The sequence below is a fragment of the Mesorhizobium sp. ISC25 genome (assembly GCF_042295465.1).
Taxonomy (GTDB): domain Bacteria; phylum Pseudomonadota; class Alphaproteobacteria; order Rhizobiales; family Rhizobiaceae; genus Mesorhizobium.
In genome coordinates this window covers 3,427,386-3,446,508 of sequence record NZ_CP135441.1, presented here as the reverse complement: position 1 = coordinate 3,446,508, position 19,123 = coordinate 3,427,386, and the positions used below count along the sequence as shown (strand labels likewise).

The window sequence follows — 19,123 nt, the reverse complement described above, 5'->3', positions numbered from 1 at the left end:
TGTTGTCATTCAGCAACCGGGCAAACTCCGCGTCGGCCAAACAGTTCCGGGAAAACATAAGCGGATGCTAATTTTCCTGCGCACCGATCTCCTTCGCCACTTTCACCTCGACTGTCATTCCGCGAAAACTCGAGGCGCTGCCAGAGTAACTCCCGGAAAGCGGGATGGCTTGTCGAGGATGCCGAGCCACGGCCACCCTGATCAAATCCCGGTTGCCGACAATGCCATTGGTGGGGTCGAACTCGACCCAGCCGGCACCCGGCAGGTAGACCTGGCACCAGGCATGGGTCGACCCGCCGCCAAGAACCGCCGCGCTGTCGCGGCCCGGCACATAGACATAGCCTGTCACAAAGCGGGCGGCAAAACCGAGCGAACGAACCGCCTCCATCATGAACAGCGCAAAGTCGCGGCAGGTGCCGCGACGCAGGTGCAACGTCATCAGCGGCGGTTGCGTTCCTGGCTCGGTTCGACGGGAATACACAAAGCTTTCGTGGATGGCATAGCAAAGCGTCATCAACAGATTGCCGGTCCCGGTGTGCCCTGCGGCACTCAGGAATTGTCGTGCCCACTTGCCAACCTCGTCACCGTCATCCTCGTATTGACGTTCCATCGTCTGGGAGAGATCGGCGGCTTCGTCGGGATCGTAGGAAAATGGATAGTGAAGCGCAGCTTCGTCGATACGGAAATCGGGCGCATGCTGCGGCGTGTGGTCCAGCCGAATGTCTGTCGCAAAGCGCAGTTCTTCCGCGGGGTTCTCGAAATCGATCACCGCCACGCAGTTTCCGAAAACGTCGTGGATCCAGCGAACCTCTTTCGGCTCGGGATCGACAGACAAGGCGTGGTCCAGGAGTCTTTGATCGAAGCTGTCGCGCGGTCTGAACATCAGCCGATGCTCGCCGAACCTCACCGGCCGGCTGTAGCGGTAGACCGTCGTGTGCTGGACTGAGAAGATCGGCATCAGCTTCCGTCGACAAATTTACCTGCGATGTTGGCGCAATCATATGATCTTTTCCGCGCTCATTCGATGATTCCTACTCCGAACCTGCCCGAGCTGTTTCCACTCTGAGCGACCCCTCCGGCAACGGCCGCAAGAGTTCAGCCTCGGACTTCGTCAGATGGATCCACGCCGCCCAGTCCGATGGCGGGAGCACAACCACTTGCCGGTTGTGATATGGCGCGACATCCGGGCCTGGATCGGTCGTCAGCATCGTGAACGTCGGCGGCTTGTTGCCGACACCCTCGCGCCACAGCCCGGCAATCGCCATGAACGAATGGCCATCCAGCGTGAACCTGTGCTTGGTTTTCGGATACTTCCTTCCCGTGAATTCGAAGAATGCCGACGCTGGGACGAGGCAGCGCTTGCTGTTGCCGAACTGCCGGCCCTCCGAGCGAAAGTTGAACACAGGTCCGCCTTTTGGCCCGGCCGGGGGAAAGCCGAACGTCATCGACGCCAGTTCGATTGTGTCGCCGGCAGGCCGCATTACGGGCGCGGGGTCGTTGATGTGGATGTCATCTGCCTGCGGCAGATCCAGTTCGGTTTGATGGCTGGGGATTCTTAGCGCCAGCGATTCCATCATCCGGCAATACTCGGCCCAGGCGATGTGCTGCTCGTAGTCATTGCACATGAAAGGGCTCCGCTCCCTCGACCGAAATCAGTTCAACCTAGCGTTTCGCGCGATTGCTGGCAGATTTGATATAAGCCTATTTGGGCCGGCGTGCGGCAGCGATGGCCTGCAACAGATTGATGCTGTTGGTGTCGGGTTCGCTGGATGCGGCAACGGCGAGTGCTGCGGCTGCGGCTATTTTCGCGACGTCGTCGCTGCTGATCGTTCCACGCTTTTCCAGCAGATTTACAAGTTCGACAACGAGAAGAAAGGCGTTCACGCCATATCGTTCGGCTTTGAGCTCGAACTCGCCCCGAGCCAATCTCTCCGCGTCCCCTTCAGCCCGTTTGTCCACGTTGGCGTCCTCTCCAATGGCTACAAGCTATTAACGCTTAGCATGAATGGTTTAATCCTTCGAACTGGCCACATCTTCGCCAGTTGCCGGGCATCGTGTCGCCGGTGGCAAGGGCATGGCTTCAGCCAAGGATGAGACCAACCAACAGAACGGTAAGAATAAAGGACAGCACGACGGCAAGTAGCCCGCATGCTTCCAAAGTGTTGGTTTGCCAAGCTTTCGTCGGGCGCCTCCGGTTTGGATTCCTGTTTCGCGAAACAAACTTCATCGGGCACCAGATCGGACGCGGAGCCGGCTTGAATTTGGCAAAGCGCTCCTCTTCATCGGCCCGGAAGGCATCTCCGCGGAACTCCGGAGCACTGTATGCGCGGCGCCGGCCTGCTTTTCATCGACGCGGGCCATCACCAGTACGACACCCTCTGCGATCTTCGGCTTGCGCGGCTTCTGGGCAAAATTGGCGAAAGTTCCGAGAAGCACGCCGGCAAAGCCGCCCCACGCCGCACCGACCAGGGCCATGCCGGCCATCCCCGCAGGATCAACGCCTTGAGCTCCAAAAGCGCTAAAACCGGCCAACAGACCAGCCGTCGCGCCAAGTGCGGCACCAGCAACCGCACCCCGCCAGAGAGCGCTCACCTCATCATCGTAATATCCAGCAACGCTGATCGGTTCATCGTTGTCATTGTAAGATCCGACGACGCTGATTTGCCGGCGACGAATCCCGGCGGCCTGAAGCCTGGCAACGGCACGTGCTGCCTGGGCATGGGAATTGAACAGTCTGCTGATGGTTTGCATTTTCGCCCAGGCCCGATGCTCGTTCGGAGCGTCGGGCCTCTCCTCCCTGGCTTTGAACTCTTCCGCCCGGACGCATCTTCGTCGCGCCAAAGCTCACCACAACGTGAGCCAGCGGGCTACGTTCCTCAGCCGGGGCTTCGGTCCAATCCTGGAGTATTTTGCTTGGGACCTAAGTCTGACCTGCTTGAGCGTAACGGCAGTGAGACCGCGCCGACAGGGGAGCAGCTGCCGAATCGAAGAGGTCGAGGAGAGGGTTAAGAGGCTATCGCAGACCCAAAAAGCTCAAAATGGCGATTACGATCACAATGGCGCCGACCAGCCAGATAATGTTGTTCATGATTGCACTCCTTCGTCTCCGGGCTGGGCGCACGCCGAGGCGATGCCCGCCACGCAAGTAGAACATTAGATGCGGCTAAAGGTTCCTCGCGGGCCTCCTTGGGTCGAAAGCGCCCGCCGCACCAGCGGCACGGCGGGCGACCCAGAGTTTCACCCGGTAGTGGGGTAGCAGGCGGCGCTGCGTTCAGGGCTTAGCTGATGCTTCTGGACCAGTCATCTACCTGGCGCTCTGCCTCTTCCTTGGCGATGCCATATCGCTCCTGGATACGTCCCAAGAGCTGGTCTCGGTTGCCCTCGATGCGATCGAGATCATCGTCGGTGAGGTCACCCCACTGCTCTTTCGCCTTACCTTTGAACTGCGTCCATTTTCCCTTGATTTGATCCCAGTTCATATGTTCCTCCTTTGCCCTCCGCGCGCTTTGCCGAGCATGCAAAATAACAAAATGAACAGTGTCGGGCTCTCAAGGTCCCCGCCCTAGCCTTGGAACTTGTCCGGGAACTGCTTGGCGATGCCTTCGGTCAGCATGTCAGCGAATTTCAGCATGTGAACGTGCCCTTCGTCATAGGACTTGATATCCTCTGACCAATTCTTTTCCAGCCGGCCAACCACTTCGCCGGTTGTCAGTTCCAGATGCTTGTGAAGCATGTCTTCCAGATCTTTTTCGGACCAGTTCGGATTGGCCTTGCTAAGAAACATGGCAATATCATCAGCATTGCCAGTCCATTTCTTCTGGGCGGCCGCAAGCTTGGCTTTGTTGCCGGATTTGGCCGCTTTGACCACTTCCGTTGCAATCTTGATATGATCTTTCAGGAGTGCCGCCAGTTTTTGACCGGCTGCATCGCCGTAATATGGTTTTACCGCATCCCCTATGTCATCCTGGTTCTTGAGAAGTCGCTTGGCAACGTCGTCTGCATCTGGAAGTTTGGCAAGCGCGCTGATGATGTAGTTCCGCGTAAAAGTGATGTGGTCTTCCCAAAGCTTCCGCATTGTCGCTCGAACGTCTGCCGCGGAATGCGCCTCGGCAGCGCGGGCAGATGTGAAGGGCGACAGTCCAGCGGCCGCAAGGGACGCGGTAGTGAGTGCGGAAAAGAGCATAAGACGCCTGTTCATGGCTCGATCTCCACAAACGCCAACCGGGCGCATCCATCCGATCTTCAACAGGCACCGAAGGGCGATGTTTGTTGCTCGGGAATAAAGATTAGCGGCCGCTAAAGGTTCCGTGGCCGGCGCAAAAAAGCGCGACGCGGCAAGCCCTGAAACCGCCCCATTCAACCTTCAGGAGAATTCAACCATCAAGGCACGGCCGATGCCGCGCGAGGCGCCGGTGACCAGCGCCACCTTGCCGGCGGCGAATTTCGGTGTGAACTCATTTCTCATGCGATTCCACCTTGTTCTTCAAATCGGACCGGCTGCCGTGTCGAACCGAATAGGCTCGCGTGAATTCGGCGCCCAGCAGAAATATCTCGGCCGAATAATAGACCCATAACAGCACGACGAGCAGGGCGCCGGCCGCGCCGTATGACGACGAGATGGCGCTGGTTCCGATATACCAGCCAATCAGCGACTTGCCGATGGTGAACAGAAACCCGGTGACCACCGCACCGAGGCCGACATCGCGCCATTGCAGGCTGCGGTCGGGCAGCACCTTGTAGATCGCGGCAAACAGCAGCGCGATCAGGGCAAAAGACACGATCCCGTTGATGGCGCTCAGGATGATGGTGCCGAACGGCAGATAGGCGTTGATGACGTCTCCGAGCGCCGAAATCGCGGCGCTCACAACCAGCGACACCAACAGCAGGAAGCCGAGGGCGGCGACCAGGCCCAGGCTTGCAATGCGTGCCCGCACCAGCCGTGAAATCGTTGCCCCACTCGGTTTGACTTTCCAGATTTCGTTCAGCGCCAGCTGCATTTCGCCGAACACGCCGGATGCGGCAACGAACAGCGTGACCAGCCCCAGAATGCTGGCAAGGGTTCCCGCTTCCTTCTGCGAAGCGTTTTCGATCGTCGCCTGCAGCAGCTCGGCACTTTGTGGCCCCATCAGGCCGGCGATCTGTGCCGAAAGCGCGAGTTGCGCCGCCTCGTGCCCGAAGGCCATGCCGGCGATAGCGACAACGATGAGCAGGATCGGCGCAAGCGAGGTCGTGGCATAAAACGCTATCGCCGCCCCATGGCTCAGCGCATTGTCATCGATGAAGCCGAGGACGCTCTGCTTGAGAAGCCTCCAGCCTTCTGCTGCCAAAATCCACATGTAGGCCTCGCATGCCTGTCAGCAAACAAGTAGCGGCGGCGCAGCGCTGGGCGAGGGGGCGGGGGCTCGGCCGGAACAAAGCCGGCAACGGCACGCTGTACATGGCGATCGCCTATAAAGGCGGCGTGCAGCGAACATCCTGCGAAAATGTGCCGCTCGACTGGCCGGGACGTGCTCACGATGCAATCAGGGGAACTGTGACAGTTGTCTGATAATTTATCGGATATTGGTTGAAATACGGGAACTCGATTACGAACGCATATTGGGCGGTCAGATGTGCCATGCGAAAGCCGCCGCTGGGGGCGTCGATTGCTATTGTCACCTCGACGTCTTTCAATCCCAAATCCAGTAATTTTTCCGTGGCAATGGCTTGGATCTGGGCCTGCGTCAGCGAGTTCTTCATTTGCAGCGCACGTGACGACGTTTCCAGCGTGTACCGAACACTCGACATAGCATTCAGAGCCCAGCCGAATGCAAAGATGCCGATCAAAAGCATTATCAGGAAAGGCGCGATCAGCGCGAACTCTAATGCAGCTCCGCCTGATGCATCCCCCGTGAAAGCTCTCGACTTAGCGGACACGAATCACCTGTTGATGACTGAGTTCGCGCGAGAAGGAAAACGCGCCAAAACTGAAGGGCGGTGACCAGGTGGCTGTCGCCTGTATTACGAGGAAGACCGAGGGGGCTTTCAAAGTGTCGCACAGGATCGATGGATCGGCCACGATGTTCCCGCACATGTATTTCCGGCTCACTGCCACCTGCGCGCCATCAGGATGGTTTTCCCAGCTCGAAAGAGCGACAGCTTGGATAGTCGTATCCTCGACTGCTCCTTGCATCACGAGGTTCGCCGCGGTTTTGACGCCTGCACGCATCGACAATGCGCTCGAGACAAAAGACCAGCCGTCGATGATGCCAAGAAGTACCAGGCAAAGGATGGGCAGAACCAGCGCAAACTCTACCGCGGCAACACCCGAATCACTCCGGAACATCCGGACTTGTAGCCGATCCACGAAAACTACTCGACAAGCTGAACGGTTTGCGTGGCCGGAATGTCTCGCATTCCAAGGCTCGTGCAATCCTGAATGATGTTTGCGTTGCCGGACCATTGCACGGTACTTGCGACGACCTGTGTGCAACCACCTTTGCCCGAGAAATTGCCGAGATAATTGACGCCCTGTGTTGGAAAATACAGAGCGCCGGTCAATAGCGAATCCGCCGTGCCATTAAACGTGTTGGATCCCGCCAGGTTGGCTCTGTCGCCATAGAACAGCACACCTGAATAGGTGCCCGACGTCGGTGCGCTGAGCTTGACGGTCGCCGTGCCGTTCATGCTAACGCCGGAGGTACCGGCCAGATAAATGACGACACCCTCGCCGGAAATATTTGCATTCGAGCTCGCTTTGAAATCGCCTCCCTCAATGACGTATATCCCGGGCGAGAGGGTTACATTGCCGCTCAAGCTGAGCCCCTTGCAGTATGTTCCAGGTTGCAAGGTTGACTGATTGCCGTTTTGACAAGGGTTCGTGGCCGGCGGCGCCGGCAGGTCGGCAAAAGGATCAGCAGCGGGCAGCGCCTGGGTTATCAGGCTGGCGCAAACGGTCTTCACGACGTTGCTCAACGAAACACCGCCTGCCGATATCAGGCAATCGACATCAAGGCTTGCCGATCCCTGAAGTTTGATGGCGTCCGGAGCTATCGAATTCGACATGACGGAGCAGCCTGTCAGTTTTGTGGTCGAACTGCCGGAAAAGAGCGCCGCTTTCGAAGCGGAAGGATCAACCGTCAAGATGCAGGCTTTTGAAGCATCCGTAATAAGAGCCACCGCCCTTGCTTGTGCGCCAACTGCGTTTTGCGTGAATATCGACGTAAAGAACCGATCGAGGTTCTGATGAACGACTACCTCAACCGCCTTTTTTCCGACATTTGGACCGGCTGACGGAGGCGAGAAGACCTCTATTGTACCTGTTGACGGTCCCCAGCCGTTCGTGGTGGCTGACGCTGTCGCTGCGGAGACAATCTTTGGCGTGTCGGATCCCGAAACCTTTTCCAAAGCGCCAGCATAGGCCGCCGCATCCGCCACCGCTTGTAGCTTCAGGCTGCTGTAATACCAATAGGAAGTCTCGATTCCGAGGCCCGCACCGCCGACGACAATCGGCAAAGACAGAGCAAAAATAGTAGCAACGTTGCCGCTCTCGCCGATTCCTTGCAGAGAGCGGAACACACACCTAAAAATGCGGGCACGCCATTCCATTTGCCCATTTGAGCAGCAACGACTAAAGGATTGCCTAATATTTTTCGTCCATTTGTTAGCCGCGCTCCTCGCCCTGGCGGCGCGTGTCGTTTCTGCTGCAGCCTCTCCCGCCCGTCGAATTGGTCGGCTGTTCCAAGATTGAGCCAATTGCGGTTTGGCATCACGCGCAAGAAAAGACCGCCGCGGCCGGTTTCGATTGGCAATGGGTTGCCGTTCCCTGCTATTCCCGCTTCAAATCAAAAAGCAGTGGACGTTTCCAGTATGACCAATGTTGCATTGACCGGGCTTGCCCGCGATCTTGCCAAGCGTGCCGCGGAAGGCCGCCCGGTGCGCATCGGCGTTATCGGTTCGGGCGAGATGGGCACCGACCTGGTGACGCAAGGCATGCTGATGCCGGGCATTTCGGTTTGCGCGATCTCGACCCGCCGCCCGCATACGGCGCGTGACGCCATCCGCATTGCTTATGGCGACGAGGCGATGGCAGCCGAAGCGGACAGCACTTCGAAGGTCAGCCAGGCGATCGAAAGCGGCAAGATCGCCGTCACCTCGAACGAAATGCTGGTCACCAATCCGCTTATCGACGTCGTCATCGATGCTACCGGCAAGCCCGGCGTCGCCGCCGATTTCGACCTGATGGCGATGCAGCACGGCAAGCATCTGGTGATGATGAACGTCGAGGCCGATGTCACCATTGGCTGCTATCTGAAGCAGCAGGCGGACCGGCTCGGCGTCGTCTATTCGGTCGGCGCCGGCGACGAGCCGTCGAGCTGCATGGAGCTGATCGAGTTCGCCTCGGCGCTCGGCTACACCATTGTTTCCGCCGGCAAGGGCAAGAACAACCCGCTCAACCACGACGCCGTTCCTGACGACTACCGCGAGGAAGCGCTGCGCCGCAACATGAATCCGCGCATGCTGGTCGAGTTCGTCGACGGCTCGAAAACCATGGTCGAGATGTGCGCCATCGCCAACGCCACCGGGCTGGTGCCCGACGTTCCCGGCATGCACGGCCCCAAGGCCGACCGTGACGAGTTGGTCAAGGTGCTCATCCCGCGCGAGCAGGGCGGCATCCTGTCGAAGAAAGGCGTCGTCGACTATACCGTCGGCAAGGGCGTGGCGCCCGGTGTCTTCGTCATCGTCGAGGCGACGCATCCGCGCATCATCGAGCGCATGGACGATCTGCATATCGGCCACGGCCCTTATTACAGCTTCTTCAGGCCCTATCATCTGACCTCGCTGGAAGTGCCGCTGACCGCCGCCCGGATCGCGCTCTACGGCAAGCCCGACATGGTGCCGCTGCCGCGGCCGGTGGCCGAGGTCTGCGCGGTGGCCAAACGCGATCTGGCGGCAGGCGAGGTCTTCGACGCGATCGGCGAGACCTGCTACCGCTCCTGGACCATGACCGTCGAAGAGGCCCGCGCCCATCGCGCCGTGCCGGTCGGTCTGCTCGAAGGCGGCAAGGTGCTGAAACCGGTGCGGAAAGGCGAATTGCTCACCGCCGACAATGCCGCGCCCGACCCGACGACCAAGCTGTTCGCCTTGCGCCGGCTGCAGGACGAGATGCTGTATGGGGCGGGGTAGGTGCGGTGCAGAAACTTTGACGTCGGCAGGACAGAGGGGGCGCGAAGGAGCGCTGCGTAGCGGCCTTTCTACAGGCGGCTATTGCCGCTGAAACGCACGGCAGACCATCGCCGCCGACCGGCTTCCCCCAAAAGCCCTACTTCCCCAGCTCTATCGACCGCAGCCGCGCTGCTTCCACCGCCTCGGTGAGCAGGCGCGTCAGACGGTCCTCGCCCATCAGCACGGCAAGGGCGGCAGCCGTGGTGCCGTTGGGGCTGGTCACCTGCTGCCTGAGCACGCCCGGCTCCTCGCCGCTTTCGGCGGCCAGCGAGGCGGCGCCGTAGACCGTTTGCATGGCCAGGAGCTTTGCGACCTTGCCAGGCAGGCCGGCCTTCTCGGCCGCCACCGTCAGCGCTTCGATGAAATGGAAGATATACGCCGGCCCCGACCCGGAGACTGCCGTCACTGCATCCATCAGACCCTCGTCGTCGATATCGGCCACTTGGCCGCTCGCCGAAAGCAGGTCGGCGACAAGGCGTTTGGTGTCCTCGGAAACCAGCCTGTTGGAAAACACCACCATCATGCCCTTGCCGATCGCCGCCGGCGTGTTGGGCATGCAGCGCACGATCGGCGCGCGGTCGCCGAGAATACCTTCGAACGTGGCGACCGGCGTCCCGGCGGCGATGCTGAGGAAAGTGGTTCGGCCATCGTTGAAGCGGATGTAGCCAGCCGTCACGTCGCGGATCACCTGCGGCTTGACCGCAATGACGACGAGGGCCGGCACGGCGTCCGCCGGGATGGCGTCGGCATCCGCGGCAGCAGCGCAGCCCAGTGCTTCGGCACGCTTGCGCAACTCGGCATTGGGCTCGACCACGAACACCGCAGCCGGAGCGAGCTTGCCGGCTTTCAGCCAGCCCGAGAGCATGGCGTAGCCCATATTGCCGCAACCGGCGAGAACAAGCATGATCGTCATCGAAAGCCTCCCATAGAGATGGCTTCCCCATAGACGTTCGCGGAAGGGCGGGGAAGCCCCTGTCGGGACTGTGAGCAGGCGGAAACCCGGACCTGCGGTTGGGATGCGCATGTAGTCGCGCAGGGGCGGGCCGACCAAATTAACCTTTTATTTCCTGTGCCTGTTTAGCATCGCTTAACCAGTGGACGGTCGCTACGTCCCAGCCCTAGGGGAAAGCTCCAGGAACCATGGCTTACAGGGATAATCGTGAACACTGGAGGAACGAGCGGTCTTTGCTGTCGCTCGTCGAGGCAGTGCGCGACGAAGACAAAGCATCGCTGGTTTCGCTAGAGGACCGTGCAGGCCCGTCATGGCGCGAGGATGCCGCCACACGCCATCGTCTCGCCCGCTCGCGCCGCGAAGCGCGTACCAGTCCGATCCTGTTGGCAGCCGCCGGCATAAGCCAGCCCCATCCTGATGAGCCAAAGGCCGGCACCATACTGATGGAAGAGGCCGCAGCTGCCGATGTAGTTTTCGACCCCGCTGGCTCCCTTGGCGGCCCCGATGCCGGTTCCGCCGAGGACAAAGCGTACCGGGCAGCGCGTCGGGGTCCGATCGGCGCCGTGTTGTCAGCGCTGCGCAGGGTCATTCCCGGCAGAGCGCCGGAGGAGATGGCGTCCAGCGAGACTTCCGCCGCCACAAATTCCAGCGCAGCGATGCCGCCTGCCTTCTACCCGCAGCCGCTCTATGCCGGACAGGCACCTTACCCGCAGCAACCCACGCCGCCGCATTCGGCCCATGCTCAGGCCCGGTCGAAGGCGGCAAATCAGGCCTCGGACGCCGCCGATCAGCAAAGCCAGATCGAGGAAATCCGCGCCAGCCTGCGCGAATTCCGCGAGGCGGTTCGCGAGCTCACCGAAAACCGCACGCGCCGCCGCTATTTCTAAGCGTCGAATAAAACATGCCGGTTTCGAGTTAACGGCATGGGACGGCGCATTGACGGGATTGCCCAGCTCGATTTTCGTGAAAATGCCGCGCTGCATGTCCGCCCGCCAGCGCGTGGTTCTGGGCAACGACATGCATAAAACATATCTGGGGCACGCCGCATGGATGCTTTAACGCGGCAGGCTTAGACAATAGGCGTCGAGGGTAGTTCATGGCTGAGTTGATTGACGGAAAAAGCGTCGCCGAAGACGTGGTGCGGCGGGTCAAGGCCCTGACCGCCGAACTGGCGGAAAAGGGCGGACGGCAGCCCGGTCTCGCAGTGGTCATCGTCGGCGAGGATCCGGCGAGCCAGGTCTATGTCGCCTCCAAATCCCGCACCGCCAAGGAATGCGGCTTCCATTCGGTTCAGCACACGCTGCCGGCCGAAACCTCGGAGCCGGACCTGTTGAAGATCATCGGCCAGCTCAACGCCGATCCGGCCATCAACGGCATCCTCGTGCAGCTTCCGCTTCCCCGCCATATCGATTCCGGCAAGATCATCCAGACCATCGCGCCGGAGAAGGATGTCGACGGCTTCCACTTCATCAATGTCGGCAAGCTCGGCACCGGCGAGCTCGATACCGCCTTCGTGCCTTGCACGCCGGCCGGCTCGATGCTGCTGATCGAACGGGTGCGCGGCAAGGACCTGTCCGGCCTCAATGCGGTCGTCGTCGGGCGTTCGAACATCGTCGGCAAACCGATGGCCAATCTTCTGCTTGCCGCCAACTGCACCGTCACCATCGCACACAGCCGCACCAGGGACCTGCCGGCGCTTGCCAGCACCGCCGATATTCTGGTCGCAGCCGTCGGCCGGCCTGAAATGGTCCGCGGCGACTGGGTCAAGCCTGGCGCCACCGTCATCGATGTCGGCATCAACCGCATCGCCGCACCTGAAAAGGGCGAAGGCAAGACCCGCCTCGTCGGCGATGTCGCCTTTGCCGAAGCAGCGAAGGCGGCCGGCGCCATCACGCCGGTGCCTGGCGGCGTCGGACCGATGACCATTGCCATGCTGATGGCCAACACGCTAGCTTCCGCCTATCTCGCGGCCGGGTTGAAACGGCCTTCCTTCTGACCAGAGAGCAGCGTCCTTGCCGAACCTCACTGTTCCCTTAGAGCGGCCGGTCACCAATGATCCCGTTCAGGGCGGCCGGCAGTTCGGGTTTCTGCTGGTCGACAAGTTCTCCATGTTCTCGCTGGCCGCGGCAATCGACACGTTCCGGTCGGCGAACCGGCTGCTCGGCCGCGATTTCTATGGCTGGACGACGGTGTCGGCCGACGGCGATGCCGTCATGGCCTCCAACGGCCTGCCGCTCAAGATCGACTATGCCGTCGCCGATCTGCCGCCGGTCGATATCCTTTTTGTCTCGGTCGGGCTGACGACGGAATTTCCTGGCAAGAGCAAGGTGCTGGCGGCGCTGCGCAGCTGGGGCCGACGCGGCAATGCGCTCGGCGCGCTTTCGGTCGGCTCCTATCTGCTTGCCGAGGCAGGCCAGCTCGATGGCTATCGCTGCACCATCCATTGGGAAAACCGCGCCGGTTTCCTCGAACGCTTTCCGGAGATCAACTGCACCGGCAACGTCTTCGAGATCGACCGCAAGCGCTACACCTGCGCCGGCGGCACCACCTCGATCGACCTGATGCTGGAGATCGTGCGCGGCGATTTCGGCTCGAGCCTCGCCAATGGCGTCGCCAACCAGTTCCAGCATGAGCGCATCCGCTCGGCCGGTGACCGCCAGCGCGTCGGCCCGGAGCGCGACCTGACCGGCAAGTCGGAGAAGCTGCGCCGCATCGTCGAGCTGATGGCCGATCATCTCGACGAGCCGCTGTCGGCGGTGCAGCTCGCCAAGTCGGCGGGCCTGTCGGTGCGCCAGGTCGAGCGCCTGTTCCTGCGCCATCTCAGCGTGACGCCCGGGCGCTACTATATGCGGCTCAGGCTCGAGCGGGCGCGCGAATTGCTGCGCCAGACCAACATGCCGATCCTCGACGTGGCGATCGCCACCGGCTTCACCTCGCATTCCTATTTTGCCCAGAGCTACCGCCTGCAATTCGGCCGGCCGCCTTCCGAGGAACGCCGCACGACCTATTGAGGGTTTTGCACAGAGGCGGCGCAGCTTCATGCTCCGCCTGGGCTTGTGTCGCGACGCAGCGTCAAATAGCTTTCCGGCGCCGAGCGGCAGCGACTGACGGGGAGATATTGGATGGCGGGATTCGTGCGGAGCGCCGCTGCGGCAGCCCTGCTGCTGTGGATGACCGGGTTAGGCTTCGCCGCCGATCGCGTCATCGTCATTCTCGATGCCTCCGGCTCGATGTGGGCGCAGATCGACGGCAAGCCCAAGCTCGAAATCGCCCGTCAATCGCTGCGGAACGTGCTGCAATCGATCCCGGCCGACGAGGAAATCGGCCTCATGGTCTATGGCCATCGCGAGAAGGCCAGTTGCGAGGACATCGAACTTATCGTGCCGCCACAGGCAGGCTCGGCAAGTGCGATCTCAGCCGCGGCCGACAGCCTGAAATTTCAGGGCAAGACGCCGCTGACCGCCGCGGTCAAGCAAGCGGCGGAGGTGTTGAAATACACCGAGGACAAGGCGACAGTCGTGCTCATCACCGATGGCATCGAGACATGCAACGGCGACCCCTGTGCGCTCGGCAAGGAACTGGAGGCTGCCGGCATCGACTTCACCGTCAATGTCGTCGGCTTCGGCTTGACGGCTGCCGAAGGCAAGCAGGTCGCTTGCCTCGCCGACAACACCGGCGGCAAATATATCGAAGCATCGGATGAAAAGGCATTGCAGGACGCCCTCGTCGAGACCGTCGCGCCTCCGCCGCCCGCCCCTGAACCGGCTCCCGCCCCGCAGCCTGCTCCCCAGCCGGCGCCCGCCCAGCCGACGGAGTCCAATTTCGTGCCGACCGTCGTGCTTGCTGAGGGTGGCGATCCCGTCACCGACGGCAATGCCTGGGAGATCTACAAGGCGAATTCCGACGGCACGCGCGGCGATCCCGTCACCACCGAATATGGCGCCTACAAGGGCCATCTGGAGCCGGGCGACTATATCGTCGTCGCACGCGCCGGCGAGGCCAAGGCCGAACAGAAGATCAAGATAGAGCCTGGCCAGGCCGCCAAGCCGCACTTCAACCTGAATGCCGGCACGCTGGTCATCCACCCGCGGCCAAGTGAAGGAGCGGACGTTGACGGCGGCGCGGCTGTCGTAGTCGGCTATCCGGGCGTCGACACCCCGCCGACCTATTACGGCGACACGAAAGTCGTGCTGCCGGCCGGCGACCAGAAGGTGACCGTCACGATCGGCCAGGGCATGGTTACCGAGACGATCCCGCTTGCCGCCGGCAGGGTCATCGACAAGGACATCATCGTCGGCGTCGGGCGTATCGTTGCCAATGCCTATTATGCTGCCGGCGGCGACAAGGCCGAGGGTTCTGGGGTCGGCTTCAAGGTGCTCCAGGCAAAAAAGCAGGTCGACGGAACCAGGCAGGAGGTGACTTATGCCTATGGTCCTGACAGCAAGTTCGATCTGCCGCCCGACGATTATGTAATGGTCGCTACGGTCGACCTTGCGATGGCCGAGCAGCCGTTCAGCGTCAAAATTGGCGAACATCAGGATCTGAAGATCGCGATGAACGCCGGCATGCTGACGATCACCGCGCCAGGGGCCTCGAAGATCGAGATATTCGAGGCCAGGAAGGCCATCGACGGAACCCGCAAGTCGGTGGGCTACGCCTATGACCAGAAGTATGAAGCCACCCTGTCGGCCGGCGACTACGCGGTGGTTTCCGAGAAATCGGACAACAGCTCGAAAGAAGGCACGGTAACGGTCAGGGCCGGCGCGCGAGCCGAGCTGACGGTTCAATAGATCCAGAGCAATTCCAGGAAAAGTGTGGAACGGTTTTCCGTCCGGAATTGCGCAGAAACAAAGAGGGAGAGCGGCACCAGCCGCTCTTCCTCATGGCCGAAAAAGGTCACGCCGTACCGAAGGCGCTGGCGCCGTGGTCGGCGCGGCCCACCAACTGCCGGAACCCGGCAAAAAGCTCGCGGCCGAAGCCGAATTCATTGCCGATGAGGTCGCTGTCCGCGGGGCGGCGCAGTGCGAAATCGCCGGCCGGCACCAGCACTTCGAGCGTTCCAGCCTCCGCGTCGAGCCTGATGATATCGCCGTCATGAATCCTGGCGATCGGCCCGTCCTCCGCCGCTTCCGGCGTCACGTGGATCGCAGCCGGCACCTTGCCGGAAGCGCCCGACATCCGGCCGTCGGTGACCAGCGCCACATGCTGGCCGCGGTCCTGCAGGATGCCGAGCACGGTGGTCAGCCTGTGCAATTCCGGCATGCCGTTGGCCTTCGGACCCTGGAACCGAATGACGGCGATGAAGTCGCCGGTCAGCGACCCCGCCTTGAACGCCTCGTTCAGGCCTTGCTGGCTGTCGAACACCTTGGCCGGCGCCTCGATGATGCGCCGCTCCGGCTTGACCGCGGATGTCTTGATGACGGCGTGGCCGAGATTGCCTGAAAGCACTTTCAGCCCGCCGCTCGGCTGGAACGCCTTCTTGAACGGCGCCAGCACCTTCTCGTCGCCGCTCTGGCGCGGCGAGGCCTCGCGCACGACGCCGCCGTCGGCGCCGAGCTTGGCCTCGACCGCGTAGGGGCGCAGCCCTTCGCCCCAGACCGTCTGCACATCCTCGTGCAGGATGCCTGCGTCGAGCAGTTCGCGGATCAGGAAGCCGAGCCCGCCGGCGGCGTGGAAGTGGTTCACGTCGGCAAGGCCGTTCGGATAGACCCGCGCCAGCAGCGGCACGGCTTCCGAGATGTCGGAAATATCCTGCCAGGTAATGGCGATGCCGGCCGCCGCTGCCATGGCGATCAAATGGATGGTGTGGTTGGTCGAACCGCCGGTGGCGTGCAGGCCGACGATGCCGTTGACGACCGAGCGTTCATCGATCATCCGCCCGACCGGCGTGTAGGCGTTGCCGAGCGCGGTGATCGCCAGCGCCCGCTTCGTCGCTTCCCTGGTCAGCGCGTCGCGCAGCGGCGTGCCGGGATTGACGAAGGAAGCGCCAGGCGTGTGCAGGCCCATGATCTCCATCAGCATCTGGTTGGAATTGGCGGTGCCGTAGAAAGTGCAGGTTCCCGGCCCGTGATAGGATTTTGATTCCGCTTCGAGCAGTTCGGCCCGCCCCACCTTGCCCTCGGCATAGAGCTGGCGGATCTTGGCTTTTTCGTCGTTCGGAATGCCGGTCGTCATCGGCCCGGCCGGGATGAAGACCGCCGGCAGATGGCCGAAGGTCAGTGCCGCGATCACTAGCCCCGGCACGATCTTGTCGCAGACGCCGAGATAGACGGCGGCGTCGAACATGTTGTGCGACAGGCCGATCGCCGCGGCCATGGCGATCACGTCGCGCGAGAACAGCGACAGCTCCATTCCGGGCTGGCCCTGGGTGACGCCGTCGCACATCGCCGGCACGCCGCCGGCCACCTGGGCGATGCCGCCGGCCTCACGCGCCGCGTCCTTGATCATCGCCGGAAACGTCTCGAAAGGCTGATGTGCCGACAGCATGTCGTTATAGGAGGTGATAATGCCGAGGTTCGGCACCCGGTCCCCGCCAAGCGCTACCTTTTCGGAGGGACTGCAGACGGCAAAGCCATGGGCCAGGTTGCCGCAGGACAGCACGGCCCGGTTGGCGGTGCGGTTCGAGGCTTCGGCGATGCGGCCGAGATAGGCCTCGCGACCGGGCTTGGAGCGCTCACGGATGCGCTGGGTGATGGCTTCGATGTCGCGTCTTGCGGTCATGGCGGTCGGTCCTTTCAGGCGAGGTCCCGCAAACACCTTCCGGCTGTTGCCGGGACCTGCAGCCAAGTTGAGATCAGGGTGCCCAGAAAACCTCTACGGGCTTTTGAGTTGCATCGAGCACGGCGCGAATGGGCTTTCGTGTTCCAGCTCCAAGCGCGGCCTCGAATGCGGTGCGTTTTTCCGCGCCCTCGATATGCAGCGCGATGGAGGCGGCATTGATGATCCGCGCCAGTGACAGCGTCAGCCGTGGCTCGCCGGCGCTTGCCGCGTGAACCGGAAGCACGATCCTTTGCGACGACGGATCGAGCAATCTTGCCAGGTTGTCGGCATCCGGAAAGAACGAGGCGGTGTGGCCGTCGGTTCCCATGCCGAGCACAACGACGTCGAGTGGCCAGGGCAGCACTTGCAGCGCCTCACTGTCGGAGACCGCTGCGCCCTCGATACTTGCCGCGGCGTGGTAGAGCGGCACGAAATTCGCGGCGGCGGCCGCGTTCTGCAGCAGGTTGGCGGCAACCAGGCCGGCATTGGAGCGCGGCGATGAGGGCGGCACGAAGCGCTCGTCGACCAATGTTATCGTCACCTTTTCCCAGGCGATCGGAACGGTCGAAAGCGCCGCGAAGAATTTCGCCGGCGTCGTTCCGCCCGAGACCGCAAGCAGTGCCGCGCCGCGCTCGGCGATCGCCTTTGACAGACGGCCGGCGACGTGGCCGGCAAGCGCTGTCGCCAACTCCTGGCGTCCGGCAAATTCGTGCCAGTTGTAGGCGCCGCCTAATTGCTCTCGTGCCATGTCCGCCCGTCGCGTTCGATCAGCGCAATCGAGGCCGAGGGGCCCCATGTGCCGGCGGTGTAGCCTTGCGCCTCTTGCCTTCCGCTTTCCCAGGCGTCCTGGATCGGGTCGATCCATTTCCACGCCGCCTCGACCTCGTCGCGGCGCATGAACAGCGTCTGGTTGCCACGGATGACGTCCATGATCAGCCGCTCATAGGCATCGGGGGCGCGGCCGTCGAAGGATTGCGCAAAACTCATGTCGAGCGGAATCTGGCGCAGCCGCATGCCGCCCGGCCCTGGATCCTTGATCATGATGAACTGCTTGACGCCTTCGTCGGGCTGCAGCCTGATGACCAGCTGGTTGGCGGAAATCGGCCCGGCGCTCTCGCCGAAGATCGAATGGGGGATTGGCTTGAATTCGATGACGATCTCCGAAACGCGCGTCGCCAGCCGCTTGCCGGTCCGGAGATAGAACGGCACGCCCGCCCAGCGCCAGTTGCCGATTTCGGCCTTCAGCGCAACGAAGGTCTCGGTGTTGCTGTTCTTGCCGAGCTCCTCGACATAGCCTTTCACCGGCCCGCCGGCCGAGGCGCCGGCACGGTATTGCCCGCGCACCGTGTGCTTCGGCGCTTCGTTGCCGTTGATGCGTTTCAGCGCCCGCAGCACCTTCAGCTTTTCGTCACGGACGGCATCGGCGTCCATCGACGACGGCGCCTCCATGGCGACGAGGCAGAGCAGTTGCAGCATGTGGTTCTGCACCATGTCGCGCAATGCGCCGGCCTTGTCGTAATAGGTGACGCGGTCTTCCAGGCCGACTGTCTCGGCCACGGTGATCTGCACATGATCGACATTGGCGGAATTCCAAAGCGGCTCGTAGAGCGCGTTGGCAAAGCGCAGCGCCATCAAATTCTGAACCGTCTCCTTGCCGAGATAGTGGTCGATGCGGAAAATCTGGCTTTCATGGAAGTCGTCGCCGACCAGGTCGTTGAGCGCGCGCGCCGAAACGAGATCGCGGCCGATCGGCTTTTCCAGCACGATGCGCGAATTCGGCGTGATCAGCCCGTGCTCCTTCAGCTTGTGCGAGATGTCGCCGAACAGCGCCGGTGCCACTGCCAGATAGAAAGCGCGGATGTGTTCGCTGTTGCCAATCGCCTCCTTCAGCCTGTCGAAGCCGGCACCAGTTGTTGCGTCTGCCGGGATATAGGAGAGCCGCGCGAGGAACGTCTTCAGTTCCGTGGCGTCGATATCTTCCGGTTTCACATGATCGGCAATCGCCTGCCTGGCGAAAGACTGGAATTCCTCGTCGGTCATCTTCGAACGTGATGTACCGATGATGCGCGTCGGCTCAGAAAACTGGTGGTCGCGCTGCCGGTGGTACAGCGACGGCAGAAGCTTGCGTTCCGACAGATCGCCGGTGCCGCCGAAAATGATGAAGTCGAAAGGATCGACGGGGATGATCTGGCTGGTCATGGTCTGTCC

At 61.9% G+C, this 19,123-nt stretch carries 19 protein-coding genes; 6 read left to right on the top strand and 13 right to left on the bottom strand.

Translation table 11 applies throughout. The features are described from left to right. Positions 1–67 precede the first annotated feature (67 nt). The 3 genes from RQ479_RS17190 to RQ479_RS17180 all read right to left on the bottom strand — a co-directional run bounded on the left by RQ479_RS17190 (position 68) and on the right by RQ479_RS17180 (position 1,959). Positions 68–958, bottom strand: coding sequence for a transglutaminase N-terminal domain-containing protein (locus RQ479_RS17190; RefSeq protein WP_376701956.1), 891 nt, complete (start codon positions 956–958; stop codon positions 68–70). Between the two features lie 73 nt (positions 959–1,031). Then, a complete protein-coding gene (locus RQ479_RS17185; protein ID WP_376701955.1) occupies positions 1,032–1,625 on the bottom strand; it encodes an SOS response-associated peptidase in 594 nt (197 codons plus the stop codon). 76 nt (positions 1,626–1,701) lie between these two features. Continuing rightward, on the bottom strand, positions 1,702–1,959 hold the full coding sequence (locus RQ479_RS17180) for a hypothetical protein (protein ID WP_376701954.1): 258 nt from the start codon (positions 1,957–1,959) through the stop codon (positions 1,702–1,704). A 363-nt stretch (positions 1,960–2,322) separates the two neighbouring features. On the opposite strand from RQ479_RS17180, the gene RQ479_RS17175 reads away from it, so the two are divergent. After that, complete coding sequence (locus RQ479_RS17175; RefSeq protein ID WP_376701953.1) at positions 2,323–3,009, top strand: hypothetical protein; 687 nt, start codon at positions 2,323–2,325, stop codon at positions 3,007–3,009. A gap of 269 nt (positions 3,010–3,278) precedes the next feature. Here RQ479_RS17175 and RQ479_RS17170 read toward each other — a convergent pair whose 3' ends face one another. The 6 genes from RQ479_RS17170 to RQ479_RS17145 form a co-directional block, all read right to left on the bottom strand. Beyond that, positions 3,279–3,479, bottom strand: coding sequence for a CsbD family protein (locus tag RQ479_RS17170; RefSeq protein ID WP_023677416.1), 201 nt, complete (start codon positions 3,477–3,479; stop codon positions 3,279–3,281). A gap of 83 nt (positions 3,480–3,562) precedes the next feature. Beyond that, positions 3,563–4,198 carry an acetylglutamate kinase gene (locus tag RQ479_RS17165; RefSeq protein WP_376701952.1) on the bottom strand — a complete coding sequence of 212 codons (636 nt, stop codon included), beginning with the start codon at positions 4,196–4,198 and terminating at the stop codon, positions 3,563–3,565. Positions 4,199–4,454: 256 nt separating this feature from the next. Then, positions 4,455–5,336, bottom strand: a complete 882-nt coding sequence (locus RQ479_RS17160) for a YihY/virulence factor BrkB family protein (RefSeq protein WP_376701951.1) — start codon at positions 5,334–5,336, stop codon at positions 4,455–4,457. A 175-nt stretch (positions 5,337–5,511) separates the two neighbouring features. Beyond that, positions 5,512–5,916, bottom strand: coding sequence for a TadE/TadG family type IV pilus assembly protein (locus RQ479_RS17155; protein WP_376701950.1), 405 nt, complete (start codon positions 5,914–5,916; stop codon positions 5,512–5,514). After that, positions 5,906–6,325: a TadE/TadG family type IV pilus assembly protein gene (locus RQ479_RS17150; RefSeq protein WP_352916630.1), complete on the bottom strand. Its 420-nt coding sequence runs from the start codon at positions 6,323–6,325 to the stop codon at positions 5,906–5,908. The genes RQ479_RS17155 and RQ479_RS17150 overlap by 11 nt, the downstream gene beginning before the upstream one ends. 26 nt (positions 6,326–6,351) lie before the next feature. Further along, positions 6,352–7,587 (bottom strand): pilus assembly protein TadG-related protein, encoded by a 1,236-nt coding sequence (locus RQ479_RS17145; protein WP_376701949.1) that lies wholly within the window; start codon positions 7,585–7,587, stop codon positions 6,352–6,354. A gap of 261 nt (positions 7,588–7,848) precedes the next feature. On the opposite strand from RQ479_RS17145, the gene RQ479_RS17140 reads away from it, so the two are divergent. Beyond that, complete coding sequence (locus tag RQ479_RS17140; protein ID WP_376701948.1) at positions 7,849–9,165, top strand: NAD(P)H-dependent oxidoreductase; 1,317 nt, start codon at positions 7,849–7,851, stop codon at positions 9,163–9,165. A gap of 136 nt (positions 9,166–9,301) precedes the next feature. Here RQ479_RS17140 and proC read toward each other — a convergent pair whose 3' ends face one another. After that, on the bottom strand, positions 9,302–10,117 hold the full coding sequence (proC, locus tag RQ479_RS17135) for a pyrroline-5-carboxylate reductase (protein WP_376701947.1): 816 nt from the start codon (positions 10,115–10,117) through the stop codon (positions 9,302–9,304). Between the two features lie 227 nt (positions 10,118–10,344). Between proC and RQ479_RS17130 the strand changes: the two genes are divergently transcribed. The 4 genes from RQ479_RS17130 to RQ479_RS17115 all read left to right on the top strand — a co-directional run bounded on the left by RQ479_RS17130 (position 10,345) and on the right by RQ479_RS17115 (position 14,946). Next, positions 10,345–11,043, top strand: coding sequence for a hypothetical protein (locus RQ479_RS17130; RefSeq protein WP_376701946.1), 699 nt, complete (start codon positions 10,345–10,347; stop codon positions 11,041–11,043). A 209-nt stretch (positions 11,044–11,252) separates the two neighbouring features. Continuing rightward, positions 11,253–12,152, top strand: coding sequence for a bifunctional methylenetetrahydrofolate dehydrogenase/methenyltetrahydrofolate cyclohydrolase FolD (folD, locus tag RQ479_RS17125; RefSeq protein ID WP_376701945.1), 900 nt, complete (start codon positions 11,253–11,255; stop codon positions 12,150–12,152). Positions 12,153–12,168: 16 nt separating this feature from the next. Then, positions 12,169–13,167 (top strand): GlxA family transcriptional regulator, encoded by a 999-nt coding sequence (locus tag RQ479_RS17120; protein WP_352464953.1) that lies wholly within the window; start codon positions 12,169–12,171, stop codon positions 13,165–13,167. Positions 13,168–13,278: 111 nt separating this feature from the next. Next, on the top strand, positions 13,279–14,946 hold the full coding sequence (locus tag RQ479_RS17115; RefSeq protein ID WP_376701944.1) for a VWA domain-containing protein: 1,668 nt from the start codon (positions 13,279–13,281) through the stop codon (positions 14,944–14,946). A gap of 106 nt (positions 14,947–15,052) precedes the next feature. On the opposite strand, the gene edd is transcribed toward RQ479_RS17115, so the two are convergent. The 3 genes from edd to zwf all read right to left on the bottom strand — a co-directional run bounded on the left by edd (position 15,053) and on the right by zwf (position 19,114). Beyond that, the gene (gene edd / locus RQ479_RS17110; protein ID WP_376701943.1) at positions 15,053–16,876 is read right to left on the bottom strand and encodes a phosphogluconate dehydratase; all 1,824 of its coding nucleotides are present in this window, start codon (positions 16,874–16,876) and stop codon (positions 15,053–15,055) included. Between the two features lie 73 nt (positions 16,877–16,949). Further along, entirely contained in the window at positions 16,950–17,663 is a 714-nt protein-coding gene (gene pgl / locus RQ479_RS17105) for a 6-phosphogluconolactonase (protein ID WP_376701942.1), read from the bottom strand. Then, complete coding sequence (gene zwf, locus RQ479_RS17100) at positions 17,645–19,114, bottom strand: glucose-6-phosphate dehydrogenase (protein ID WP_352464961.1); 1,470 nt, start codon at positions 19,112–19,114, stop codon at positions 17,645–17,647. Before zwf ends, pgl begins: the two co-directional genes overlap by 19 nt. Positions 19,115–19,123 lie beyond the last annotated feature (9 nt).

Coding starts and splice junctions, on each gene's coding strand:
- RQ479_RS17190 (WP_376701956.1), bottom strand. CDS start 958: ATGCCGATCTTCTCAGTCCAGCACACGACGGTCTACCGCTACAGCCGG.
- RQ479_RS17185 (WP_376701955.1), bottom strand. CDS start 1,625: ATGTGCAATGACTACGAGCAGCACATCGCCTGGGCCGAGTATTGCCGG.
- RQ479_RS17175 (WP_376701953.1), top strand. CDS start 2,323: ATGCGCGGCGCCGGCCTGCTTTTCATCGACGCGGGCCATCACCAGTAC.
- RQ479_RS17170 (WP_023677416.1), bottom strand. CDS start 3,479: ATGAACTGGGATCAAATCAAGGGAAAATGGACGCAGTTCAAAGGTAAG.
- RQ479_RS17165 (WP_376701952.1), bottom strand. CDS start 4,198: ATGAACAGGCGTCTTATGCTCTTTTCCGCACTCACTACCGCGTCCCTT.
- RQ479_RS17160 (WP_376701951.1), bottom strand. CDS start 5,336: ATGTGGATTTTGGCAGCAGAAGGCTGGAGGCTTCTCAAGCAGAGCGTC.
- RQ479_RS17150 (WP_352916630.1), bottom strand. CDS start 6,325: ATGTTCCGGAGTGATTCGGGTGTTGCCGCGGTAGAGTTTGCGCTGGTT.
- RQ479_RS17145 (WP_376701949.1), bottom strand. CDS start 7,587: ATGGAATGGCGTGCCCGCATTTTTAGGTGTGTGTTCCGCTCTCTGCAA.
- RQ479_RS17140 (WP_376701948.1), top strand. CDS start 7,849: ATGACCAATGTTGCATTGACCGGGCTTGCCCGCGATCTTGCCAAGCGT.
- proC (WP_376701947.1), bottom strand. CDS start 10,117: ATGACGATCATGCTTGTTCTCGCCGGTTGCGGCAATATGGGCTACGCC.
- RQ479_RS17130 (WP_376701946.1), top strand. CDS start 10,345: ATGGCTTACAGGGATAATCGTGAACACTGGAGGAACGAGCGGTCTTTG.
- folD (WP_376701945.1), top strand. CDS start 11,253: ATGGCTGAGTTGATTGACGGAAAAAGCGTCGCCGAAGACGTGGTGCGG.
- RQ479_RS17115 (WP_376701944.1), top strand. CDS start 13,279: ATGGCGGGATTCGTGCGGAGCGCCGCTGCGGCAGCCCTGCTGCTGTGG.
- edd (WP_376701943.1), bottom strand. CDS start 16,876: ATGACCGCAAGACGCGACATCGAAGCCATCACCCAGCGCATCCGTGAG.
- pgl (WP_376701942.1), bottom strand. CDS start 17,663: ATGGCACGAGAGCAATTAGGCGGCGCCTACAACTGGCACGAATTTGCC.
- zwf (WP_352464961.1), bottom strand. CDS start 19,114: ATGACCAGCCAGATCATCCCCGTCGATCCTTTCGACTTCATCATTTTC.